The organism is Pseudomonas sp. IzPS59 (assembly GCF_014863505.1).
GTDB classification, from domain to species: Bacteria; Pseudomonadota; Gammaproteobacteria; order Pseudomonadales; family Pseudomonadaceae; genus Aquipseudomonas; species Aquipseudomonas kribbensis.
The window spans coordinates 2124073-2148745 of the sequence record NZ_CP062251.1 but is presented as its reverse complement, the minus strand read 5'-3'; the positions used below and the strand labels follow the sequence as shown (position 1 = coordinate 2148745).

Genomic DNA, 24673 nt, shown 5'->3' with positions numbered 1-24673 from the left:
TCGACCTATGAAAGCCCACCTGACACTTCTCGCCGCCAGCGTTTTGCTGGCGGCCTGCGGCAGCCCCGTGCCGCGCCCCGACAGCGGCCTGCAACCACCGCCAACCTGGCAATCGCCGCAACATCCCGGCGCCAGCCAGAGCGATCGGCAATGGTGGACGCACTTCGGCAGCTCGGAGCTCGATCAACTGATTGATCAGGCAAGACTGGGCAGCCATGACCTGGCCGCCGCCGTCGCCCGGGTCCGCCAGGCCCAGGCCGGTGCGACCATCGCCGGCGCCCCGCTGCTGCCGGAAATCAAGGCCGGTCTGAATGCCAACCGGCAGAAACTCCTGCACGGTAAAGGCTATAGCCAGCTCGATGTGAACCCGAACAAACGCTCGCTGGATTATTACGATGCCGAGTTGAGCGCCAGTTACGAAATCGATTTCTGGGGTGGTAAACGCGCCGCACGGGACAGCGCGGTGTTCGCCGTGCAGGCCAGTGAGTTTGATCGCTCGACGGTGGAACTGACCCTGCAAAGCGCCGTTGCCAACAGCTACACCCAGGCCTTGGCGCTGCGTGAGCAGGCGCGAATTGCCGAGCTCAACCTGGCCAATGCGCAGAGCGTGCTGCATCTGGTGCAGACCCGTTACGACGCCGGTGGCGCCACGGCGCTGGAGCTGGCTCAGCAAAAAAGCCTGGTCGCCGAGCAACAACGCAAATTGCCGTTGACTCAGCAACAAGCGCGTGAGGCCCTGATCACCCTGGCGGCACTGCTCGGCCAACCCGTGCAGGAATTGCCGTCGCCCAAGCAGTCGTTCGCCCAATTGCAATGGCCGGACATTGCCAGCGGCGTACCCAGCGACCTGCTGCAACGACGCCCGGACATCGCCGCCGCCGAAGCAAAACTGGCCGCCGCCCAGGCGGATGTCACCGTTGCCCGCGCCGCCATGCTGCCCAAGCTGACACTGACCGCCAGCCTGGGCACCGGCGCCGACCTCGCGGCGGATTTGCTGCGTACCACCTTCTACAATTTGTCGTCGGGCCTGGTGGCGCCGATCTTCAACAATGGCCGCCTCGGCGCCGAGCGCGACAAGGCCACGGCGCGTCAGGAAGAGCTGCTGGAGACCTATCGCGGCGCGATCATCAATGGTTTTGCGGACGTCGAGAAAGCCCTGACAAGCATTCGCGGCCTCGATGAGCAACGTCAGTGGCAAAGCGAAGAACTGCGCCAGGCACAGACCGCGTTCGACATTGCCCAGAGTCGCTATCAGGCGGGCGCCGAGGATCTGCTGACGGTGCTGCAAACTCAGCGCACGCTGTACGCCGCCCAGGACTTGAACGTGCAACTGCGGCTGTCACGCCTGCAGGCCAGCATTGCGCTGTACAAGGCACTGGGCGGGGGCTGGCAAGTGATCTGAAAACAGCCCGGTTCAAGGCAAAAAAAATCGCAGCCCGAGAGCTGCGATTTTTTTGTCTTCAGAGCTGTCGCCCTTTGACCTTCAGGTGCCTGGCGTACCACGGCCGCTGCGGAATCCGGCGAAACAGATCGGCCATGTTGTTTTCATCGCCGAAGGTGATGCGCAGCGCCAGTTTCATGGTTTCCGGGTCCATCTCCACCGAGCGCCCCACCTGCAGGCCGGGAACGGTGCTGCAACCATGGGTGTCCGGGCCGAGCCACGGGTCATCGACCTCGACCCATCGCCCCGGCGCAAACCATGGTACGCCATTGACCTGCATGCGGCTCACTTCACCCGGATGGAAGCGTTCGTGAGCGCGATACCAGTCCTCGATGCGGTCGTCGATCCAGCCATGGAAACGCCAGAACACCGGGTTCACATGGGAGGAAAACGGGTCGCCGAGGAAGTCGTTTTCGGCGGCGTACCAACGGGCCGCGAAGTCCGCCTGGTCCCGGGCCATCGGCAGCGGAATATCGTTGGAAGGATCGCGCGCCACTGACGCCCAGCGCATGTGCAGCCAGTCGTGCAGGCCCAGTTCGACTTCCGAGCCGAACTGGCCGAGGGTCAGTTTCGAGAGATAGCGCGGATCGGTGTACTGCGACTCCCAGACCTGGAAGTTGCTGTGATAGGTCTCGGCGGCCTTGATGTCGCTGACCCACTTTGTGTATTCGTCATCGCCCTCCGCCAGCCAGGTCGGTGGCAAGGCGTTGCCGTCGTGGTTGTCGAAGTAGCGGGCAAAACCCTGACGGTCACGTTCCAGCTCCGGTTGCGGCGCGGGGAATCTCGACCACGACGGCAGATCCTGCATCGAACGGGCGACGCCCAGCATGTGGCGATGCATGAAGAAAAAGTCGACGCCCGAACCGTTGCGATCCTTGCGCGGGCCACGCGCGTCGCGCTCCTTGTCCCGGGGGCCGGGTTGCCAGCCGATACCGCGCAACGCGTCGCGTTTTTTCTCCGACAGTTTGTGCCACTTGTCCCGCGAGGCATGCCAGAGCTGGTGAAACAGGCGATGCTCGGGCGACACCAGCCACGCCAGCAATGTCGGGTTCAGGCCGGTCCGCTCGCGGGCCTCGGGGAAGCGGCGCTTGATGGCGATGAAACGATTGTCGAGTTCCGGCAGAGCCAGCGGCCGGTCCAGCCGCAGCACCTGCCCGGTAAACGTGCCGCTGCCGGCATTGCCGAAGGCCGCCCAGACTTCGTCCAGCTTGACCCTGAACTCATAGACTGCCGGCGCTTGCGGCATGTCCGTACGCATCAGGCGCCAGTAAAGCTCCGCGCCATTGCCCGGAGCCAGATCTCCAATGACCTCATAGTGCGGCGAGCCGTCGCTACGCAAGCGAGGGCCGGTATCGAGACACCCGCGCAAACCGCGCCCGCGCTGGGCAATATCGAGAAACAACTCCAGGCCTTCACGGGGCAAGCCGTCGAGTCCGGCATTGGCCCCCGTGAAGCGGATGTCCCAGATTCCGCGCAGGTTGTCGGCCAGTTGCTGCCCGGCGGTGTCCGCAAGATCGACCGTGGCCTCGCCCGGCGTGATCGGCTCCTCCTCGCGGGTCAGCTCACGATGTGCATAAAAAGCGGCAGGCAGCGCAGCGCCCGTGAGTGCCATGCCCGCCATGAACCAGCGTCGAGAGATCGTCATTGCCCTACCTGTGTCAGCCATGAAGCAGGCTTTATCCAAGCTAGAACGTTTGCTGGATCGGTAAATTTATCGCTGTCCGAAAAGAACCTCTTCATGCCCGGCTGTCTTCGCCCGTTGTTTTGCCGCCACGCTAAATTCTTTGTCGCCTCAGTCGTTCCTCCCAGATAGCAAAGGCCCCTGCGCCTGTAACTCGACGGCGAACCTGAATGAGATGGCAATGACAAAACCGCGTTCGAAAAAGGCTCTATACATTGGCCTGCCGCTGGCCATGGCAATCAGTGCCGGCGCAGGCTTCCTGGCCTGGGATTACTGGTTCAGGGACAACCCCGGCTACCCGGTCAAGGTGATGAAACAGGCCACCGAACTGCAGGACCGGATCCTGTCGTTCGACAGCCACATCACCGTGCCCCTGAGTTTCGGCGCTCACGGCAATGAAGCCGACAAGGATGGCTCCGGGCAGTTCGACCTGATCAAGGCCAATCGTGGGCGGTTGTCCGGCGCGGCACTGACCGTGTTCGGCTGGCCGGAAATGTGGAACGGCCCGAACGCGCCGCACCGCCCTACCGACGGTTTCGTCGAAGAAGCGCGCAATCAGCAGGAGGTGCGTTACAAGATCATTTCCGGACTGGTGCGCGACTTTCCCAATCAGGTCGGCATCGCCTACACCCCTGACGATTTCCGCCGACTGCACGGCGAAGGCAAGTTTGCGATCTTCATCAGCATGCTCAACGCCTACCCGCTGGGCAACGACCTGAGCAAACTGGACCTGTGGGCCGGTCGCGGCATGCGCATGTTCGGCTTCAGCTACATCGGCAACAACAGCTGGGCGGACTCTTCGCGCCCGCTGCCGTTTTTCAATGATTCCCCGGATGCGCTCGACGGTCTCTCCGACATCGGCAAACAGGCCGTGCACCGCCTCAATGACCTGGGCGTGATCATCGATGTCTCGCAGATGTCGACCAAGGGCCTGGAACAGGTCGCGCAACTGAGCCGCACCCCGCTGGTGGCTTCGCACTCGGCGCCGAGAGCGGCCGTGGACATTCCGCGCAACCTCAGCGACAAGGAATTGCAACTGATCAAGAACAGCGGCGGCGTGGTGCAGGTGGTCGGCTTTTCGCAATATCTCAAGCCACTGACCCAGGGCACTCAGGACAAGCTCAACGCGCTGCGTGCACGTTTCGAGCTGCCGCCGCTGCCGAACCTGGCCATGGCCCTGATGCCGGGCGACCCGATCATCACCGCCTGGTCGGAACAGAAACTCGGCCAGTACGCCAGCGGCCTGTACGGGATACTCGAAGAAGAACCGAAAGCCACCCTCAAGGATCTTGGCGACGCCATCGACTACACCGTGCGCAAGATCGGCATCGACCACGTCGGCATCGCTTCCGACTTCAACGACGGCGGCGGCATCAAGGGTTGGGAGAACGTCGGCGAGATCCGCAACGTCACCGCCGAACTGATCCAGCGCGGTTACTCCGAAGCGGACATCGCCAAGCTGTGGGGCGGCAACTTCCTGCGGGTCTGGGAACAGGTACAGAAAGCCGCCAAACCTGCGCTGCTCTCCCGCCAGGACACGACCCGACCATGACCGACCGCCGCACTTTCCTGAAACAGGCCGGCGTACTGGCGGCCACCCTGCCGCTGGGCGTCAGCCTGGCTGCACCGGCCCGGGCGGCCGATCCGCAGGCCTCGCCGCAAGACAAATGGGCGACCCTGCGCGGGATGTTCGAACAGGATCCGCAGTCGATCCACTTCGCCAACTTCCTCGTCACCTCCCATCCAAGACCCGTGCGCGAAGCCATCGCTCGCTACCGTGCGGACATCGACCGCAATCCGGGTCTGGCCATGGATTGGGATCTGGGCGTCACCGAAAAACGCGAGGAGAACGTGCGAGTCTGGGCCGGTAAATACCTGCAGGCCAGGCCGAGCCAGATCGCCCTCACCGGCAGCACCACCGAAGGCCTGGCAATGATCTACGGCAGTGTGCAGGTGCGCCCGGACCAGGAAATCCTGACCACGGTTCACGAGCATTACTCGACCCGCAACATCCTCGATTTCCGCACCGCCCGCGACGGCACCCGGGTGCGCAAACTCAAGTTGTTCGAGAACCCGCAAGACGTGTCGATGGATCAGGTGCTCGACACTATCAATCGCAATATCCGCCCCGAAACCCGCGTCCTCGGCATGACCTGGGTGCATTCGGGCAGCGGCGTGAAGCTGCCGATCGGCGACATCGCCCGCCTCGTCGACGAACACAACCGGAATCGGGACGACAAGGACCGGATCATTTACGTGGTCGACGGCGTGCACGGTTTCGGCGTCGAAGACCTGGATTTCCCACAGATGAATTGCGACTTCTTCATCGCCGGCACGCACAAATGGATGTTCGGCCCGCGCGGCACCGGCATCGTCTGCAGTCGCAGCGACGAAGTGAAATATGTCAGCCCCAGCGTGCCGACCTTTTCCGAAGCCACGACTTTCGCCAACACCATGACGCCGGGCGGCTATCACGCCTTCGAACACCGCTGGGCGGTGGACGAAGCGTTCAAGCTGCACCTGCAACTGGGCAAGGCCGACGTGCAGGCCCGCATCCATCAGCTCAACAGTTACCTGAAGCTGCGCTTGCAGGAGCAGCCAGGAATCGAACTGGTAACGCCGGTCGATCCGAAGTTCTCCGCCGGTTTCAGTTTCTTCCGGGTCAAGGGTCGCGACAGCGATGACATCGCCGCCCGCCTGATGAAAAACCGCGTGGTCTGCGATGCCGTCAGCCGCGACGTCGGCCCGGTGATCCGTACCGCGCCCGGCCTGCTCAACACTGAAGCCGAAGTAGACCGTTTCCTCGATTTGCTGGGCAAGACGCTGCGCGCCTGAACCCTGCGCCCCGGTTTCCTTTACACAGAGACGACCCATGAAAAAGCCTCATGCCTCAACCGCCTTCAAGGCGTTGCCCGCCCTGGCCCTGACCGCACTGTGCGCGGCCCTTCTGCCCGGCACTGCCTCGGCCGCCACCCCGCCGGCCCCCGGCAAGGTGTTCAAGGACTGCAAGGACTGCCCGGAAATGGTGGTCCTGCCGACCGGCAGTTTCACCATGGGCACACCGGACGACGAAGTCGGCCGCGAACCCGACGAAGGCCCGCGCCATCAAGTGACCTTCACCCGACCATTCGCCATCAGCCGCTTTCAAGTGCTGGTCGGCGAGTGGGACGCCTACGTCCGCGAGACCGGCGCCAAGCCCTATGACTTCGATGATCGTCCGGGCCGTCGCTGCACCGCCGGCAAGCCAGAGTTCAAGCAGACAAAACGCGATCCGGCCGTGTGCATGAACGTCGCCGAAGCCCAGGGCTACATCGACTGGCTGTCGAAAAAGACCGGCCACAGCTATCGCCTGCCGAGCGAGTCGATCCGCGAATACGCGGCCCGTGGCGGCAGCACCGGCCCGTTCCCCTTCCCGTTCGATGAAGGCAGCGATTACCAGATCTCCAAACATGCCAACACTTACGGCGCCGCCGACGGTTACAACTTCACCTCCCCGGCCGGCACCTTCCCGGCCAACGCCTTTGGCGTGTACGACGCCCACGGCAACGTCTACGAGTGGACCGCCGACTGCTATCACAAGGATTACTCCGGCGTGCCCGACGACGGCCGTCCATGGACCCAGGAGAACTGCGAACGCCAGGTCATGCGCGGCAACGACTGGGGCGAAGCACCGGTGTTTTCCCGCTCGGGCAACCGCAACAGCAGCTGGCCGACCAGCAAGGGCGACTGGCTCGGTTTTCGCGTAGTGCGCGACCTCTGATCCGGCCTGTCGGCGACCGCAGCCCGTCTGCGGTCGTTGTTAAAGAAACCCCGTGACCATTCGTTTTCCTTACATACCGGCACTCCCTCCGCACCGAAGCAGGAATCCTCCATGACCAAGCCAACGCGTGGGGCGATCAACGAATTGTTCGCCCTGCTCAAGCCCTTCCGCCTGATTGTCTGCGTGTCCATCGTGCTCGGCATGATCGGCGGCCTGAGCGTCACCGTGCTGCTGGCGACCATCAACAACGCCTTGCACTCGTCCGACGGACTGACCCGCACCGTGGTGATGATTTTCGCCGGGCTGTGCGCCCTGGCCTTGCTGACCACGATCCTGTCCGACATCGGCACCAACTATGTCGGTCAACACATCATCGCCCGCCTGCGCAAGGAGCTGGGGGAGAAGGTGCTGTCGGCACCGATCGACCAGATCGAGCGCTACCGCAGCCATCGCCTGATCCCCGTGCTGACCCATGACGTGGACACCATCAGCGACTTCGCCTTTGCGTTCGCGCCGCTGGCCATTTCCATGACGGTGACCCTGGGCTGCCTCGGCTACCTGGCCATGCTGTCCTGGCCGATGTTCCTGATGATGCTGGTGGCGATTGCCATCGGCACCACCATCCAGGCGATTGCCCGGGCCAAGGGCATGCGCGGTTTCTACGCCGCGCGCGACTCCGAGGACGAACTGCAAAAGCACTACAACGCGATTGCCGAAGGCGCCAAGGAACTGCGCATCCACCGTCCGCGCCGCCAGCGCATGTTTGTCTCGGGCATCCAGAAAACCGCGGAAAAGATCTGCGATACCCAGATCCGCTCCATCAACACCTTCGTGATCGCCAAGTCGTTCGGCTCGATGCTGTTCTTCGTGGTGATCGGCATGGCGCTGGCCCTGCAATCGTTCTGGCCGAGCGGTGACCAGGCGGTGATGAGCGGTTTCGTGCTGGTGCTGCTGTACATGAAAGGCCCGCTGGAACATCTGGTCGGCACGCTGCCGATCATCAGCCGCGCACAGATCGCGTTCCGCCGAATTGCCGAACTGAGCGAGCAGTTCTCCTCGCCCGAGCCCCACCTGTTGCTGGAGGATCACGGCAGCAAACCCGGTGTGGTCAGCCACCTGGAACTGAACAACGTACGCTACGCCTTCCCGCCCGTACCCGGCAGCGAGCCGTTCCGCCTCGGGCCGGTCAACCTGCGCATCGAACAAGGCGACATCGTGTTCATCGTCGGTGAGAACGGTTGTGGCAAGACCACCCTGATCAAACTCCTGCTGGGCCTGTATGCGCCCACCGAAGGTGAAATCCGGGTCAACGGCCAGCCGATCACCGCCCTGAACCGCGACGACTATCGACAGAACTTCACCACGATCTTTGCCGACTACTACCTGTTCGACGATCTGATCCAGGGTGACCGCGAAGTGCCGCAGGACGCCACCCGCTACCTCGAACGGCTGGAAATCGCGCACAAGGTCAGCGTGCGTGACGGCGCCTTCAGCACCACCGACCTGTCTACCGGCCAACGCAAGCGCCTGGCGCTGGTCAATGCCTGGCTCGAAGAGCGTCCGGTGCTGGTGTTCGACGAATGGGCGGCCGACCAGGACCCGACATTCCGGCGGATTTTCTACACCGAACTGCTGCCCGACCTGAAACGGCTGGGCAAGACCATCATCGTGATTTCCCACGATGACCGTTACTTCGACGTCGCCGATCAACTGGTGCGCATGGAGGCCGGGAAGGTCAAAAGCGAACTGCAAACCGCTTGATCGATGAAGCCGCGGCCAGACCGGAAAAAATATTTCCGGTTTACCGCGGCTTCCTCGTCTCAATCAGACAAATAAGAACCATTAACAACTATACCTGCCAAGGTCTTAATCACATGTCCGCATCCCGCTTCATGCTTCGACCACTGACCCGAGCCCTGCTCATGCACGGTGCCACCCGTTCTCGCCTGGCCACCACCGGCCTGGGACTGGCAATGACGCTGGCCGTCACCCCGTATGTCCAGGCCCAGGAATGGACCCTGAACATCCCGGCGCAGCCACTGGCCCAGGCCCTGCAATCGCTCGGTCAGCAGACCAGCCTGCAGATCATCTACAGCCCGGAAAGCCTGCAAGGCCTGCGTTCCACCGCCCTCAGCGGCCGATACGCAGACGACAGCGCAATCGCGGCCATGCTCAAGGGCACCGGCATCCGTCATCAGCGTGACGGCAACACCGTGACCCTGCTGGCACCCGCCACCGGCAGCGCGATGGAACTGGCACCGACCAACATCAACGGCCAGCGCCTGACAGAGACCACCGAAGGCAGCAACTCCTACACCACCGGCGGCGTGACCATCGGCAAGGGCGTGCACTCGCTGAAGGAGACCCCGCAGTCGGTCACGGTCATGACCCGCAAGATGCTGGATGACCAGAACCTCAACACCATCGAACAAGTGATGGAAAAGACCCCGGGCATCACCGTTTACGATTCGCCCATGGGCGGCAAGTATTTCTACTCCCGCGGTTTCCGCATGAGCGGCCAGTACCAGTACGACGGCGTGCCGCTGGACATCGGCAGCAGCTACGTACAGGCCGACAGCTTCAACAGCGACATGGCCATCTATGACCGCGTCGAAGTGCTGCGCGGTGCCGCCGGCATGATGAAAGGCGCAGGCGGTACGGCCGGTGGCGTCAACTTCGTGCGCAAGCGCGGCCAGGACACCCCGCACACCCAACTGTCGCTTTCGGCAGGCTCGTGGGACAACTATCGCGGTCAGGTCGACACCGGCGGCCCGCTGAACGACGCCGGCACCATCCGTGGCCGCGCCGTGGTCACCCAGCAGACCCGTCAGTACTTTTATGACGTGGCCAGCCGCAAGGACCAGATCTACTACGGCGCCCTGGACTTCGACCTCAACCCCGACACCACGCTGGGCCTGGGCATGGCCTATGAAGACGTCGACGCCACACCTTGCTGGGGCGGTCTGCCGCGCTACGCCGACGGCTCCGACCTGCACCTCAAGCGCTCCACCTGCCTGAACACCTCGTGGAACAACCAGCGCAGCAAACGCGCCACCTACTTCGGCGACGTGAAGCACCAGTTCAACGACGACTGGTCCCTGAAGGTGGCCGGGGTCTTCTCGCGCAACACCCAGGACATGGAATACGCGTTCCCGAGCGGCGCGGTGCCGGTCGGCGCCACCAGCTCCAACACGCTGATGCTGGGGAGCATCTACGACTACGAGCAGACCGACTACGGCTTCGATGCCTACGTGGACGGCAAATTCGACGCGTTCGGCCAGCAGCACGAAATCACCGTCGGAGCCAACGCCAGCCGCTCCCGCAAGGATGACTTCTACGCCGTGGCGGCCCTGCCACAGCGCCAGAACGTGCTGGACCCGAACCATCACCTGCCCAAGCCTGACGAAAGCTACTACCTGGCCAATGCCTCCCGGGGCGGTCCGGTAGACATCAGCATCAAGCAATACGGCGTTTACTCCACCGCCCGCCTGAAACTGGCCGACCCACTGACCTTCGTACTGGGCAGCCGTGTCAGCTGGTACAAGTCCGACTCCGACTCCGTGCAGTACTTCCGCGGCGAAGGCACCCCGGTCAATACCAAGTCCACCGAAACCGGACAGGTCACCCCCTTTGCCGGGCTGTTGTTCGATCTCAACGACAACCTGACCGCGTATGCCAGCTACACCGATATCTTCACCCCGCAGGGCGGCTACAAGACCATCGACGGCGGCACCCTCAAACCGCTGATCGGCCAGAGCTACGAGCTGGGGATCAAGGGCGAGTGGTTCGACGGTCGCCTGAACAGCTCCTTCAACCTGTTCCGCACCATTCAGAAAGATGCGGCCCAGGATGACCCGCGCTGCGAAGACAGTTCCTGCTCGCTGAACTCCGGCAAGGTCCGCGCCCAGGGCTTCGAAGCGGAAGTCAGCGGTGAAGTGATCGATCGCCTGCAACTGCTGGCCGGCTACACCTACACCCAGACCAAAGTGCTGGAAGATGCCGACGCCACCCAGGACGGCGTGGTCTACAACTCCTACGTGCCGCGCCACTTGCTGCGCGTCTGGGGTGACTACAGCCTGAGCGGCCCTCTGGATCGCGTCACCATCGGTGCCGGCGTCAACGCCCAGAGCGGCAACTACCGCACCTCGCCACTGGGCGGTGACAACATCACCCAGTCGGGTTACGCGGTCTGGAACGGTCGCATCGGCTACCGCATCGATGACACCTGGTCCGTCGCCCTCAATGGCAACAACCTGTTCGACAAACGCTACTACGCCACTGTGGGCACCGAAGGTTTCGGTAACTTCTACGGCGATCCGCGCAACTTCGTGATGTCGGTCAAAGCCGACTTCTGATTGCAGCGATCATGAAAAAACCCCGCATTGCGGGGTTTTTTTTTGGCCTGCGATCTGGTCTGTGGCTCAGTTCAAGGCGCGATGCAGCGCCCGGCTCAGGGTTTCGTGTACCTGCAGGACATCGGGCATCACCGACGCCAACCTGAGCAAGTCGTGCGTCAGCCCCGGGCAGTGTTCGAGCTCGACGCTCACACCGTGCTCACGCAACTTGTCGACATACGCCTGCCCCTCATCGAGCAGCGGATCGAACCCGGCCAGCACCACAATGGCCGGGGCGACACCCCGCAGATCGTCGGCCAGCAACGGCGAGAAACGCCAGTCCAGATAATCTTCCGGGGTGCGCGCGTAATGCCCATAAAACCAGTCCAGTGTCTCGTCTTCCAGCAGATAGCCTTCGCTGAACAAGGCCCGCGAATCATGGGCACGCGAGGCGTCGGTAACCGGATAGCACAACAACTGAGCCTTGGGCGCGATGGCCACGGTGTGCGGCTGGACCACCGCTTGCACCGCCAGTACCGTGGCCAGCGTGGCCCCGGCGCTGTCACCGCCGAACGCGACCCGGCCCGGGTCCAGGCCCAACGACGCTGCGTGTTCGGCCAGCCACGACAAGGCGTCCTCACCGTCTTCCAGCGCCGTCGGGAAACGGTGTTCCGGCGCCAGTCGATAGCCTACCGAAAGCACCGCGCACGGCGTGCGCCGGCAGAACTCGCGGCACACGCCGTCATGGGAATCCAGGCTCCCGACCACAAACCCGCCACCGTGGAAATACACCAGCACCGGCATTGGCGCTGACTCACCGTGCGGGCGATACAGGCGCAGCGCCAAAGGCGCGCCGTCCCGAGCAGTCGCACTGATGGCTTGCACGTCCAGGTCTTCGGGCGCCGTCCATCGCAACTGCGCGGTGGTCTGTTCGAAGGTGTCCCGGGCCTGAGCCGGGGTCATTTGGTGCAGCGCCGGCAGACCGGCCTCCTGGCTGTCTTGAGCCAGGTCGAGAAAGGCTTCCAGATCAGGGTGTAACGACATCGCGAAGATCCTTGTATCAGCAAAAAAGGGGCGCGCCTCGGCAACGCCCCCCAAAAATGATCCAGCGTGCGAGGGTCAGCCCACACGCGCCATGCAATGCTCGATCAGCGCTTCCAGTTCACGCTGGTAATCCTGCATCAAGGCGTCCATGGTGCCGGCCCGGTAACGCTGGCTGCTGTAGATGCAGCGCAACGCCAACTGGCCGTCATACACCTGGCCGACAATTTCCAGCCAGTTGCCCAGGTTCGCCTTCAGGCTGTAGTTGTCACCGGTTTCTTCCAGCGCCGGCACCAGCAGGGCCTGCTCGTCGAAGCTCTGGTCGAACTGCCCCAGGTAGTTGAACGTCACCCGCGCCTGCGGCAGGTCCGCCAGTTGCCGGGACACCTCGGCGCCCGCCAGATGACGCAGCACGCCATAACCGATGCCTTTCTGCGGCACCGCCGCCAGTTGCGCCTGTACGTCGATGATCGAACGTCCGATATCGTCGCTGTCCGGACGCAACCGTACCGGGAACATGCTGGTGAACCAGCCAAGGCTGCGGCTCAGGTCGATGGACTCGAACAGATCCTCGCGGCCGTGCCCTTCCAGCAGAATCAGCGCCGATGGCTGGCCGCTCCAGCGGCACAGGGCCCGACCGAGTGCCGACAGCAGCAGGTCGTTGATTTGCGTGCGATAGACCGCCGGCGCCTGCTTGAGCAATTGCTCGGTGTGCTCGCGGGACAACTTGAGCCGCGCCTGCGCCTGCTGGCGCACCTGGTTCTTGCCACGGTAGTTGTCGCACGGCAGATCGACGCCCGGCTGATCCAGTTGCTCCAGCCAGTACGCCAGTTCCTGCTCGGCAATCGCCGGGGCCCGGGCCTGCAAGGCTTCGGCAAACGAACGATAACTGCTGGTACGAATCGGCAGTTGCGGCGCCAGACCCTGCACACACGCTTCATAAGCGGTTTTCAGGTCATCGAGCAGGATCCGCCAGGACACGGTGTCGACCACCAGGTGATGAATCACCACCAGCAGTCGCGCCTGGCCGTCAGGCAGGGCGACATGCATCACTCGCCAGACCGGCCCGTCGTCCAGCTTCAAACTGCGCTGGGCGAGGTTGGCCAGCGCTTCGACCTGTTCGCTGTTTTCGGCTTCACGGCGCCAGAGCACCGCATCGCCCTGTTCTCTGGCGGTACAGTAACGTTGCAGCCAGCGCCCGCCCTCCTGAGTGAAGCGCAGGCGCAGCGAGTCGTGGTGTTGCTCGATCCAGCCCAGGGCCTGTTCGAGCGCATCCAGATCCAGTGGCTGACGCGCACTCAACAGCAGTGACTGGTTGTAGTGATGGGCTTCGGGCATGCCCTCGGCGAAGAACCACTCCTGGATCGGCAACAGATTGAACAACCCCTCGCCCGCCACTTGCGTGACGTCCACCAGCGGCTGTCCGGCGCCCTCCTTCGTCACGTTCTGTTCGACGATGCCGGCGATGGTCTGATAGCGCATCAGATCGCGCAGCTTCAGTTCCATCTGCAAGGTCGGGTGGTTCCTGACCCGGGAAATGACCTGCAGACTGAGGATCGAGTCGCCGCCCAGTTCGAAGAAGTTATCCGTGATGCCCACCTGCTCGACTTGCAGCACCTGGGCCCAGATCTCGGCCAGCAGTGTTTCCTGCTCGTTGCGCGGGGCGACATATTCCTCGCTCTTGAAGTCCGGCTCCGGCAGCGCCTTGCGGTCGAGTTTGCCGTTGGGCGTGACCGGGAAAGCACTCAGGCAGACAATCTGCGCCGGCACCATGTACTCCGGCAGCGAGGCGCGCAGCCCGGCCTTCAGCTCATCGCCCACATCTTCTCCGGTTGGCGTCACGACATAACCGATCAGTTGCTTGCCGGACGCATTGTCTCGGGCAATCACCAGCGCATCGGTCACCCCCTCCAGTTGACGCAGGCTGGCCTCGACTTCACCCAGCTCGATGCGGAAACCGCGCACCTTGACCTGATGGTCGATGCGCCCGACGTAATCGACCACGCCGTCCTGACGCAAACGCACCAGGTCGCCGCTGCGATACAGGCGCTCGCCGGCCGCGAACGGATTGGGTACGAAGCGCTCGCCGGTCAGATCCGCACGGCCATGGTAACCACGGGCAACCCCGTAACCGCCGATATACAGCTCACCGGCAAAACCTGGCGGCAGCGGGTTCAGATCTTCGTCCAGCACGTACAGCGAACGCGCGCCGACGGCACGCCCGATCGGTGCATAGGCCGCTTCACAATGCTGGCTGACCGGCACCTTCCAGAGCATCGGCGTGACCACAGTTTCCGTCGGGCCATAACCGTTGGTGAAGTACTCGGGACGCAGGGCCGCTTTCACCTGTTCGAAAGTCTGGTCCGGCACCGCATCGCCGCCGAAGCAGTAGATGCGTACCGGTGGCGGCGCGATGCCGCTGGCCGCCGCGTACTCCGCCAACTGTTTGAGATAGGCCGGCGGGAAGCAGGCGATGGTGACGCCATACTCGTGCAGGGCGGCGTAGGTCTGTTCCGGTGTCCACAGGCAACCGTCGCGAATCACCAGACGGCCACCGCTGTAGAGCGTGCTCAACCAGCGCTCATGGGCACCGTCGAAGGCGAATGACATGAAGTGCAGCTCGCAACTGCTGGCGTCCATTTCATACAGTTCGGCGATGGCCTGGCAGTGCATGCTCAACGGCCCTTGCGTGACCGCAACGCCCTTTGGCCGACCGGTGGAACCGGAGGTGTAGACCAGATACGCCAGCCCTTGCTCCTGGACGCGGCAGACCGGTGCGTGATCGGGGTAACGGGTCTCGTCGAGATGATCGATCTCCAGGCGCAGCAGTCCCTCGGGCGCCGGCAAGGTAGCGCGCAGGCTGCTCTGGGTCAGCAACAGGGCCATGCCCGAATCCTCGATCATGTACGCCAGTCGCTCAGGCGGATAATCGATGTCCAGCGGCACGTACGCCGCACCGCTCTTGAGCACGGCGAGGAAGCTGACGACCATCTCCAGCGAGCGCGGCAGCGCCACGCCGATCACCACTTCCGGACCTGCCCCGTGTTCGGTCAGGCAGTGGGCCAGACGATTGGCCCGCTGTTCGAGTTCGGCATAGCTCAGGCTCAATCCGGCGCACTGCAGGGCGATAGCCTCTGGCTGCTGCTGCGCATGCCGGCTGATCAGCTGCGGCAGCAACACCGGCTCGTGGCTGGAGACCGGTTCGGCACTCCAGGCCTGGATCGCCTGCCACTGCTCGTGCGACAGGCGCTGCAGATTGCCCAGTCGCTCGTAAGGCGCACGCATCATCGCTTCGAGGGTGTTTTCCAGCGTCAGGCGAATGCCTTCCACGGCCTCGGCGCTGAAGTGGCTGCGCAGGTACAGGTACTCGATCGACAGCTCGTCACCGAGCATCACCGCCAGGTCCATCGGTACGTTGGTCACGCCGTGGCCGATGGATTTGCCGAAGGTCAGGTCGGTGTCGTTTTCCTCTTGCAGGCGATCATCGATCGGGAAGTTCTCGAACACGATGATGCTGTCGAACAGCGCCTGGCCACCGAGGTTGGACCAGCGCTGCACATCGGCCAGCGGCGCCTGGGAATAGTCACGGATGTCCAGGTTGTAGGCCTGTACGTCGCCCAGCCAGTCCGCCAGACGCTGATCGGCCTGCGGCGTCTGGATGATCGGCAAGGTGTTGATGAACAGACCCAGCATGTTGCCAACATTCGCCAGCCCTTCGGGACGTCCCGAAACCGTGGCACCGAACGTGACCGTGCGCTGCCCGGTGTAGCGCTGCAACAGCAGCAGCCAGGCACCCTGAATCAAGGTGTTGGGGGTGATGCGCAGGTCGCGGCAGAACTGCAGCAGGCGCGCGGTTTGCGCCTGATCCCAGTTCGAGTAGATCGCGTCGTGGCCGGAGACATCGGCCGAATGCCGCGGATGGATCGCCTGGCTCAACGCCGTCGGCTCGTTGACCGCCGCCAGACGCGCTTTCCAGAACAGCTCCTGCGCGTCCTGGTCCTGTGCCTGCAACCAGGCGATGAAGTCACGGTAACGACCGTTCTCACCGCTGACCTTGCCCTTGGAGTAGTACTGCAGGACTTCGCCGAACAGACGCGAACTGCTCCAGCCGTCCATCAGGATGTGGTGGCTGGTCCAGATCATCTGATAGCGGTCATCGCTCAGGCGCAACAGCGTCACTCGCTGCAGGCGTGCCTGGGACAGGTCGAAGCCGAGGGCACGATCATCGCTGGCGAACCCGGCGATCAACTCATCGCTGACCTCACGGTCGCGCCAGTCGAGCACCTGCATTTGCAGCGGGGCCTGGCGATGGACCACTTGCAACGGCTTGGCCAGCCCGTCCTGCCAGTGGAAACTGGTCCGCAGGATCGCCTGGCGCTCGATCACAAACTCCCAGGCGCCCCGGAAACGCTCCACATCCAGGCCCTGGATCGGCAGGCTGACCTGGTTGACGTACAGGCTGCTGCCATTGTCCGAGAGCGTGTGAAACAGCATGCCCTCCTGCATCGGCGACAGCGGATAAACGTCCTCGATCAGATCCGCCGGCACCGGCAACGCATCGAGCTGCGCCTGCTCCAGTCGCGCCAGCGGGTAGTTGTCTGGCGTGCCGTCGGCCTGCTGCGCGGACTCCAGCGACGCCACCATCGCCAGTTTCTGCACGGTCTGCTGCTGGAACAGATCCTTGGGAGTAAAGCGGATGCCCTGCTGGCGCGCACGGCTGACCAGCTGGATGGAGATGATCGAATCGCCGCCCAGGCTGAAGAAGTTATCGGTCACACCGACCCGGTCAATCTTCAGGATGTCTTGCCAGACCACGACCAGTTGCTGCTCGAGTGCCGTGGACGGGGCGACATAGTCCCGGGCCGACTGATTGACGTCCGGTGCCGGCAGGGCCTTGCGGTCCAGTTTGCCGTTGGGGGTCAGCGGCAGCGCGTCGAGGTACAGCCACTGCGCAGGCACCATGTAATCCGGCAGGTGCGCCTTGAGAGCGGACTGCAGCGATTCGCTCAGTTCATCCTGTTCCTGAAGGCTGAGGCCGGAATGGGCCGGCACCACATACGCCACCAGCTGTTGGCCGCTGAGGCCGTCCACCGCCAGCACCACGCCTTCGCGCACGCTGTCATGGGCCAGCAGGCGCGCTTCGATTTCACCCAGTTCGATGCGGAAACCACGCACCTTGACCTGATGGTCGATGCGCCCCACGTATTCGATCCGGCCGTCGTCGCCCAGGCGCGTCAGGTCGCCGGTGCGGTACATCCGCTCGCCGGTTGTCGAGGCCGGGTTCGGCACGAAACGCTCGGCGGTCAGGCCCGGACGGAACAGGTAACCGCGGGTGATGCCGTCGCCGGCCAGATACAGCTCGGCCGCCACCCCGATCGGCGCCGCTTGCAGTTGCCCGTCCAGCAGGTACGCCGTGGTGTTGACCAGCGGGCGGCCGATGTTCGCCTGGCCGCCGGCTTCGCGGCGGGTCCAGGTCGAATACGTGGTGTCTTCCGACGGCCCGTACAGGTCATAGACGTGCTCGACCGACGTCTCGCGGTACAGGCTGTCGACCACACTTTGCTTGAGCGGCTCGCCGGCCAGATTGATGATGCGCACGCCATCTGGAATATGTCCGGCGCGGTGCAAGGCCGCGATGGCCGACGGCACGGTGTTGATCAGGCGCACCTGATCGCGCTCCGGCAGGTCCGGCAGTTCCAGGGCATTGCGCGCCATGACGATCGAACCGCCGCGCGCGAGGGTGACGAAAATCTCCCACACCGACAGGTCGAAGCACACCGAGGTCGAGGCCAGCACGCCTTGCAGGTCAGCCTCGCTGTAGACGTCGGCAGACCAGTGGATCAATGCCTGGACGTTACGGTGGGCAATCGCCACGCCTTTGGGCTTGCCGGTGGAGCCGGAGGTGTAAATCACGTAGGCCAGACTCGCCGAGTCATTGCGCACTTCAAGGTTGTCGCTTGCGATGTCGGCAAAGGCCGCGCCGCCCACCTCTACCAACACCACCTGAGCGTCGGTCTGCGGCAGTTGCGCCAGCAGCGATTGTTGCGTCAGCAGGACCTTCGCCTGACTGTCTTCCAGCATGTACGCCACGCGGTCGGCCGGGTAGTCCGGATCCAGCGGCACGTAGGTGCCACCGGCCTTGAACACCGCCATCAAGGCAATCACCAGCTCCGCCGAGCGCGGCATCGCCACACCCACCCGAACCTCGGCGCCGACGCCCAGCGTCGACAGATGACGGGCCAACTGGTTGGCCCGGCGATTGAGTTCGGCGTAACTCAGGGCCACACCGCCATGGCTCAGGGCCACAGCCTGCGGACGGGCCTGGACCTGCGCCTCGAAGCTTTGATGAATCAGGCGTTGCGACGGATACGCGGCGTGGTTGTCGTTCCACTGCGCCAGCGTGGTGTGCTCCGCACTCGACAGCATTGCGACTTCACCCAGCAACCGCTGCGGTGCGTCGAGGAACTGCTGCAGAACAGTTTCCAGGTGCGTGGCCAGTCCGACCACGCCGCGCTCGGAAAACTGCTCGGTCAGGTAGTTGAAGTCCAGACTCAGGACCTCGGCGGCACCGGCGATCAGGGTCAGGCCGTAGTTGGTCTGCTCGCGGTGTTCCAGACCACCGAAGCGCAGGCCGCCCGGGTTGGCTTCCAGCGTCTCCGAAACCGGGTAGTTTTCAAACACCAGCAAGGTGTCGAACAGCGCTTCGCCATTGAGTTCGGCCAGACGCTGAATGTCCTGCAGCGGCGTCTGTTCGAAGTCGCGCAGCAACAGGTTCTTGTCCTGCACGCTGCGCACCCAGTCGCGCACGCTGATGCCCGGCTGCGGGCTGGCGATCACCGGCAAGGTGTTGATGAACAGCCCCAGTTGCTGCTCGATGCCCGGCAAGTCCACCGGACGCCCGGACACCGTGGCGCCGAAAGCGACCGTGGCCTGACCGGTGTAGCGTTGCAGAATCAGCAGCCACGCCGCCTGCACCAGGCTGTTGAGGGTGACTTGCTGCTGCCGGGAGAAGCTGTTCAAGCGACGGGTGAACGCGGCGTCGAAGGTCAGGCGATGCACGCCCTTGCCCGCGCCCGGCTGAACCTTGCCCGGACACGCCGAGGCCAGTCGCGTCGGCTCGTCCAGTTCGGCCAGTTGCCCGCGCCAGAAATCCTGCGCGGCGGTTTTGTCCTGGCCTTGCAGCCAGGCCAGGAAGTCGCGATAACGCCCCTGCGCGCCCGGCACCGGATGGCCGGCGTAATCCTGCAGCACTTCACCGAACATCCGCGAGTTGCTCCAGCCATCCATCAGGATGTGGTGGCAGGTGAAGATCAGACGATGGCGATCATCCGCCGTGCGCAACAGGCACAGACGCAGCAGTGGCGGGTTCTGCAAATCGAACCCGCGCTCCAGGTCGGCCCGTGCGCGGGATTCCATGGCCACGACCTGGTCCGGCTCGTGGCGCAGGTCCACTTCCGGCATTTCCAGGGTCAACTGGCGATGGATGACTTGCAGCGGCGTATCGAGGCCGTCGCGGCCCCAGATGAAGCCGGCACGCAGCACTTCGTGACGGTCGACGACCCGCTGCCAGGCTTGCTGGAAACGCGCCACGTCGAGCCCTTCGATGTCCAGCAGCATCTGATAGACATAAGCGCTGGCATCGGCGTCGTAGAGACTGTGGAACAGAATCCCCTGCTGCATCGGCGCCAGTGGATAGATGTCTTCGATCCGCTGGGCAGTGATCGGCAGGCTGTCCAGATGCGTCTGGGACAACCCGGCCAGCGGTACGTCGGACGGTGTGAGGCCGCCGCTCGAAGGACTCAGGCAATGCTCGATCAGTTCGGCCAGCGCCTCTTCGTAAGCCCGTGCCAGGGCATGAATCGTCGAGTCTTCGAACACGTCGCCGCTGTAGGTCCAGGTCAGACTCAGTTGCCCCTGGTAAACCCGGCCGTCGATGCTCAGGGTGTTGGCCATCGGCGCGTGTTCGTCCTGCCCCGCGCCCTTGTCTTCGGTGGACGGCACCCACAGCGCGCCCTCATCGAAGTTGTTGTCGAACTGGCCGAGGTAGTTGAACGTGACTTTCGGCTGCGCTGCGCCCCCCAGTGCGGCTTGTGCTTCGGCGCTACCCAGATAACGCAACAGACCATAGCCGATGCCCTTGTCGGGGATCGCGCGCAGTTGTTCCTTGATGCCTTTGATCGAGGCTTCGAAACCGGCGCCCGGAGTCAGGCGCACCGGGAACATGCTGGTGAACCAGCCCACCGTGCGACTCAGGTCGATATCGTCGAACAGGTCCTCACGGCCGTGGCCTTCGAGTTGCACCAGGGCACTCTCGGCGCCGGTCCACTCGCACAACACCTTGGCCAAGGCGGTCAGCAACAGGTCGTTGACCTGGGTGCGATAGACCGCCGGCGCCTGTTGCAGCAACTGCCGGGTGCGCTCGGTATCCAGACGGGTATCGACGCTGCGCTCGAAACGGTTGCTCGACTGACCTTGCGGGTTGTCCAGCGGCAGCTCGATAGCGGCCCCTTCCAGTTGCCCGCGCCAGTAATCCAGCTCGGCTTCCAGCCCGGCGCTGTGCGCATGTTTTTGCAGGCGCTCGGCCCAGTCCTTGTACGCCGTGGTCTTGGCCGGCAGGCGCACGGCCTGGCCCGATGTCAGTTGTTGATAAACGGTTTGCAGGTCTTCCAGCACGATCCGCCAGGACACCCCGTCGACCACCAGGTGATGGATCACCAGCAACAGGCGCTGACTGGCGTCCGGCAGATCCACCAGCGCCGCACGGATCAACGGACCATCGTGCAGATCGAGGCTGCGTTGCAATTCCTGGCACAACGCGGGCAACGCCGCACCGTCCTGCAAGGTGACAGTGCGCAGCAGTTCCGCGCTCGGTTCGACTGCAGCGTGGGTCTGTTGCCAGCCGTCCCCGGTGTCGCGATAACGCAGACGCAACGCGTCATGGTGCCGTTGCAAATGCTGCAACGCCTGCTCCAGCGGTGCAGCTGCCAGCGGCGAGGCCGGGGTCAGCAGGATCGACTGGTTCCAGTGATGACGCGCCGGAATATCGTTGTGGAAAAAATACTGCTGGATCGGCGTCAGCACCGCCTCGCCCAGCACATCGCCCTGGGTCGCGAGCACGCCATCGCTCTGCTGCGCGACCGTGGCCAGACGCTGCACGGTCTGATGCTGGAAGATGTCCTTGGGCGTGAAGCGAATGCCCGCCTGACGCGCGCGGCTGACCACCTGAATCGAAATGATCGAATCGCCGCCCAGTTCGAAGAAGTTGTCGTTGAGGCCGACACGCTCGACCTTCAGCACGTCCTGCCAGATCGCCGCCAGTTGCTGCTCCAGCTCATTGCGTGGGGCCGCGTAGGCTTCCTGGGATTGAACGACCTGCGGCTGCGGCAGTTGCTTGCGATCCAGCTTGCCGTTGGCGGTCAGCGGCAGGCGTTCAAGAAATGCCCAGCTCACCGGCACCATGTAATCCGGCAAGTCATCGCGCAACCGGGCCTTGATCGACTCGCGCAACGTCGCCTCGGCATCGGCGTCCAGCGTCTCGTTCGCTACGATCCAGGTCGCCAGTTGCTGCCCGCTCGGGCCGTCCACCGCGAGCACCACCGCTTCGCGCACGGCCGGGTGCTTGAGCAGTTGGGTTTCGATTTCCCCCAGCTCGATACGGAATCCACGGATCTTCACCTGGTGGTCGATACGACCGATGTACTCGATCACCCCGTCGCCCCGCAGGCGCGCCAGGTCGCCGGTGCGATACAGACGCTCGCCGGCCTGCGGGTTGAACGGGTCCGGAACAAAACGCGTGGCGCTCATGCCCGGCTGATTCAGGTAACCCCGGGCCAGGCCGGCCCCGGCAATGTACAACTCACCGATGCAGCCTTGCGGCACCAGGTTCAGCGCGTTGTCGAGCAAGTACCACGACAGGTCGACAATCGGCTCGCCGATCGGGCTGCTGTGGCTTTGCTCAAGGTCGGCCATGGACAGCGGACGGTAAGTCACGTGCACCGTGGTTTCGGTGATGCCGTACATGTTCACCAGCGTCGGTGCGCGGTCACCGAAGCGCTCGAACCACGGGCGCAGGTTCTGCACTTCCAGGGCTTCGCCGCCGAACACCACATAACGCAATGCGTTGTCGCGCGAGGACTCGCTGGCCAGTTGCATCAACGGTTTGAATGCCGACGGCGTCTGGTTCAGGACCGTGACGTTTTCATCGCACAGCAGCGTGTAGAAATCTTCCGGCGAGCGGGTGATGTCGTGCGGCACGACCACCAGTTTGCCGCCGTACAGCAGCGCACCGAAAATCTCCCACACCGAGAAGTCGAATGCGTAGGAATGGAACAGCGTCCAGCTGTCGTCCGGGCCGAAACCGAACCAGTGGTCGGTGGCGCTGAACAGGCGGATGACGTTGCTGTGCGGCAGCAATGCGCCTTTGGGTTTGCCGGTGGAGCCGGAGGTGTAGATCACATACGCCAGGTTGTCCGGCGTGGTCCGGCAGACCGGGTTTTCGCTGTTGCCCTGCTCCGGCGGCTGGCTCAGGTCCAGGCAGGCAAGTCCCGGCGGAATCGGCAGTTGTGCCTGCAAGTGCCCCTGGGTCAGCAGCAGCGCGATGCCACTGTCTTCGATCATGTAGCTCAGACGATCCTGCGGGTAGCTCGGGTCCAGCGGCACGTAGGCACCACCGGCCTTCAGCACGGCGACGATGGCAACGATCATGTCCAGCGAACGCTCGACGGCGACACCGACCCGCACATCCGGACCGACTCCGTTTGCAATCAAGCGATGGGCCCACTGGTTGGCCCGGCGGTTGAGTTCGGCGTAGGTCAGTCGTTGCCCGGCACAGGTCACGGCGACCGCCTCGGGATGCCGCTCGGCCTGAACCTCGATCACCTGATGGATGCACTGCTCGACCGGATGCTCGACCCGGGTCGGGTTCCATTGGGTCAACAACTGCTGCTGACGCGCGTCATCGAGCATCGGCAACTGGCCGATGCAACGCGACGGATCTTCGACGATGGCCTGCAACAGCGCGTTCCAGTGCTGGGCCAGGCGCTCGATGGTGCTGGCGTCGAACAGGTCGGTGGCGTACTTGAGCACCGCTTCGATGCCGTGGGCCTGTTCGGTGGTGTTGAGGGTCAGGTCGAACTGGGCGGTCTGGCTCTGCCATTCCAGCGGCTCGATGCTCAGGCCGTTGAGGCGTGTTTCGACACTGCTGCGGCGCTCCGCCTGATGGTTGAACATGACCTGGAACAGCGGACTGTGGCTCAGGCTGCGGCCCGGCTCCAGCGCCTCCACCAGCTGCTCGAACGGCAAGTCCTGATGGGCCTGGGCTTCCTGCGCGGTCTGTTTGACCTGACGCAGCAACTCGACGAACGGGGTCTGGCTGTCAATGTCGGCCTTGAGCACCTGGGTGTTGACGAAGAAGCCGATCAGACGCTCGATTTCCACCCGGCCACGGTTGGCCACCGGCACGCCGACACGGATGTCCGACTGGCCGCTGTAACGGTGCAAAAGCGCCTGGAACGACGCCAGCAGCAAGACGAACAGGGTGACGTTTTCCTGCCGCGCGAAGGCTTTCAGGCCTTGGGTCATTTGCGCATCGAGAATCAGGTTGTGGCTGGCCCCGGCAAAGCTCTGATCGACACTGCGGGCGCGGTCGAGCGGCAGTTCCAGCACCGGCTGTTCGCCACCGAGTTTTTCCTGCCAATACGCCAGTTGCCGCGCCTGCTCACCGGCCTCCATCCACTGGCGCTGCCACAAGGCGTAGTCGGCGTATTGAATCGGCAGGGCCGGCAGGCCGGCGTCGTGACCGAGGCTGAAACCGGCATACAGCTGCACCAGTTCTTCGATCATCACTTGCAGCGACCAGCCGTCGGAGACGATGTGGTGCAAGGTCAGGACCAGCACATGGTCGTTCGGGTTGACCTGCAGCAGGGCCGCGCGCAACAGCGGGCCTTGCTGCAGATCGAAAGTCTTCTGGCTCTGGGTCTGGACGAACGCCTGGATCGAGGCATCCGGGTCGCTCGCCAGCTCAGGGCTCAGCGGGTAAGTCTCCAGTGCAAACGACCCTGCCGGCAGGATCGTTTGCAGCGGTTGCTCAGATTCCTGGGAGAACACCGTGCGCAAGGTTTCGTGTCGTTCAATCAGCGCCTGAAGGCTGCGCTCCAGCGCGGACACATCCAGCGGGCCCTGCAAGCGCAGGGCCGTGGGAATGTTGTAGGCCGCGCTGTGCGGCGCCCATTGCCAGAGAAACCACTGGCGCTGCTGGGCGTAGGACAGCAGCAGCGGCTCTTCGGCCGTGCGCTTGAAAACCGGGGCAATGTCAAAGAGGTTGACGCCTTTCTGCTTGAGCAGAACCGCCAGAGCCTTTCTTTGCTTAGCCGAAAGTTGTCCTACCGACTCGATTAACTCTTGCACGCGTTTTTCCC

Annotated in this window: 9 protein-coding genes; 6 read left to right on the top strand and 3 right to left on the bottom strand. The window is 63.6% G+C overall.

Annotated elements, in window-relative coordinates; all coding sequences use genetic code 11:
• Positions 1–7 precede the first annotated feature (7 nt).
• A complete protein-coding gene (locus IF189_RS09655; protein ID WP_192553189.1) occupies positions 8–1402 on the top strand; it encodes an efflux transporter outer membrane subunit in 1395 nt (464 codons plus the stop codon).
• Positions 1403–1460: 58 nt separating this feature from the next.
• On the opposite strand, the gene IF189_RS09650 is transcribed toward IF189_RS09655, so the two are convergent.
• Positions 1461–3086 carry a PvdJ/PvdD/PvdP-like protein gene (locus IF189_RS09650; RefSeq protein WP_192553188.1) on the bottom strand — a complete coding sequence of 542 codons (1626 nt, stop codon included), beginning with the start codon at positions 3084–3086 and terminating at the stop codon, positions 1461–1463.
• 217 nt (positions 3087–3303) lie between these two features.
• On the opposite strand from IF189_RS09650, the gene pvdM reads away from it, so the two are divergent.
• From pvdM to IF189_RS09625, 5 genes are all read left to right on the top strand, one after another.
• Positions 3304–4674, top strand: a complete 1371-nt coding sequence (gene pvdM, locus IF189_RS09645) for a pyoverdine-tailoring dipeptidase-like protein PvdM (protein ID WP_192553187.1) — start codon at positions 3304–3306, stop codon at positions 4672–4674.
• Positions 4671–5957, top strand: coding sequence for an aminotransferase class V-fold PLP-dependent enzyme (locus IF189_RS09640; protein ID WP_192553186.1), 1287 nt, complete (start codon positions 4671–4673; stop codon positions 5955–5957). The genes pvdM and IF189_RS09640 overlap by 4 nt, the downstream gene beginning before the upstream one ends.
• A 37-nt stretch (positions 5958–5994) precedes the next feature.
• Positions 5995–6882: a formylglycine-generating enzyme family protein gene (locus IF189_RS09635; protein ID WP_085711965.1), complete on the top strand. Its 888-nt coding sequence runs from the start codon at positions 5995–5997 to the stop codon at positions 6880–6882.
• A gap of 111 nt (positions 6883–6993) precedes the next feature.
• Positions 6994–8643, top strand: coding sequence for a cyclic peptide export ABC transporter (locus IF189_RS09630; protein ID WP_085711964.1), 1650 nt, complete (start codon positions 6994–6996; stop codon positions 8641–8643).
• 113 nt (positions 8644–8756) lie between these two features.
• Entirely contained in the window at positions 8757–11237 is a 2481-nt protein-coding gene (locus IF189_RS09625; RefSeq protein ID WP_134826042.1) for a TonB-dependent siderophore receptor, read from the top strand.
• Positions 11238–11303: 66 nt separating this feature from the next.
• Here the strand turns inward: IF189_RS09625 and IF189_RS09620 are convergent, their stop codons facing one another.
• Together IF189_RS09620 and IF189_RS09615 are read right to left on the bottom strand one after the other, a co-directional pair.
• Positions 11304–12260 carry an alpha/beta hydrolase gene (locus tag IF189_RS09620; RefSeq protein WP_134826041.1) on the bottom strand — a complete coding sequence of 319 codons (957 nt, stop codon included), beginning with the start codon at positions 12258–12260 and terminating at the stop codon, positions 11304–11306.
• Positions 12261–12335: 75 nt separating this feature from the next.
• Entirely contained in the window at positions 12336–24662 is a 12327-nt protein-coding gene (locus tag IF189_RS09615; RefSeq protein ID WP_192553185.1) for a non-ribosomal peptide synthase/polyketide synthase, read from the bottom strand.
• Positions 24663–24673: the final 11 nt, after the last annotated feature.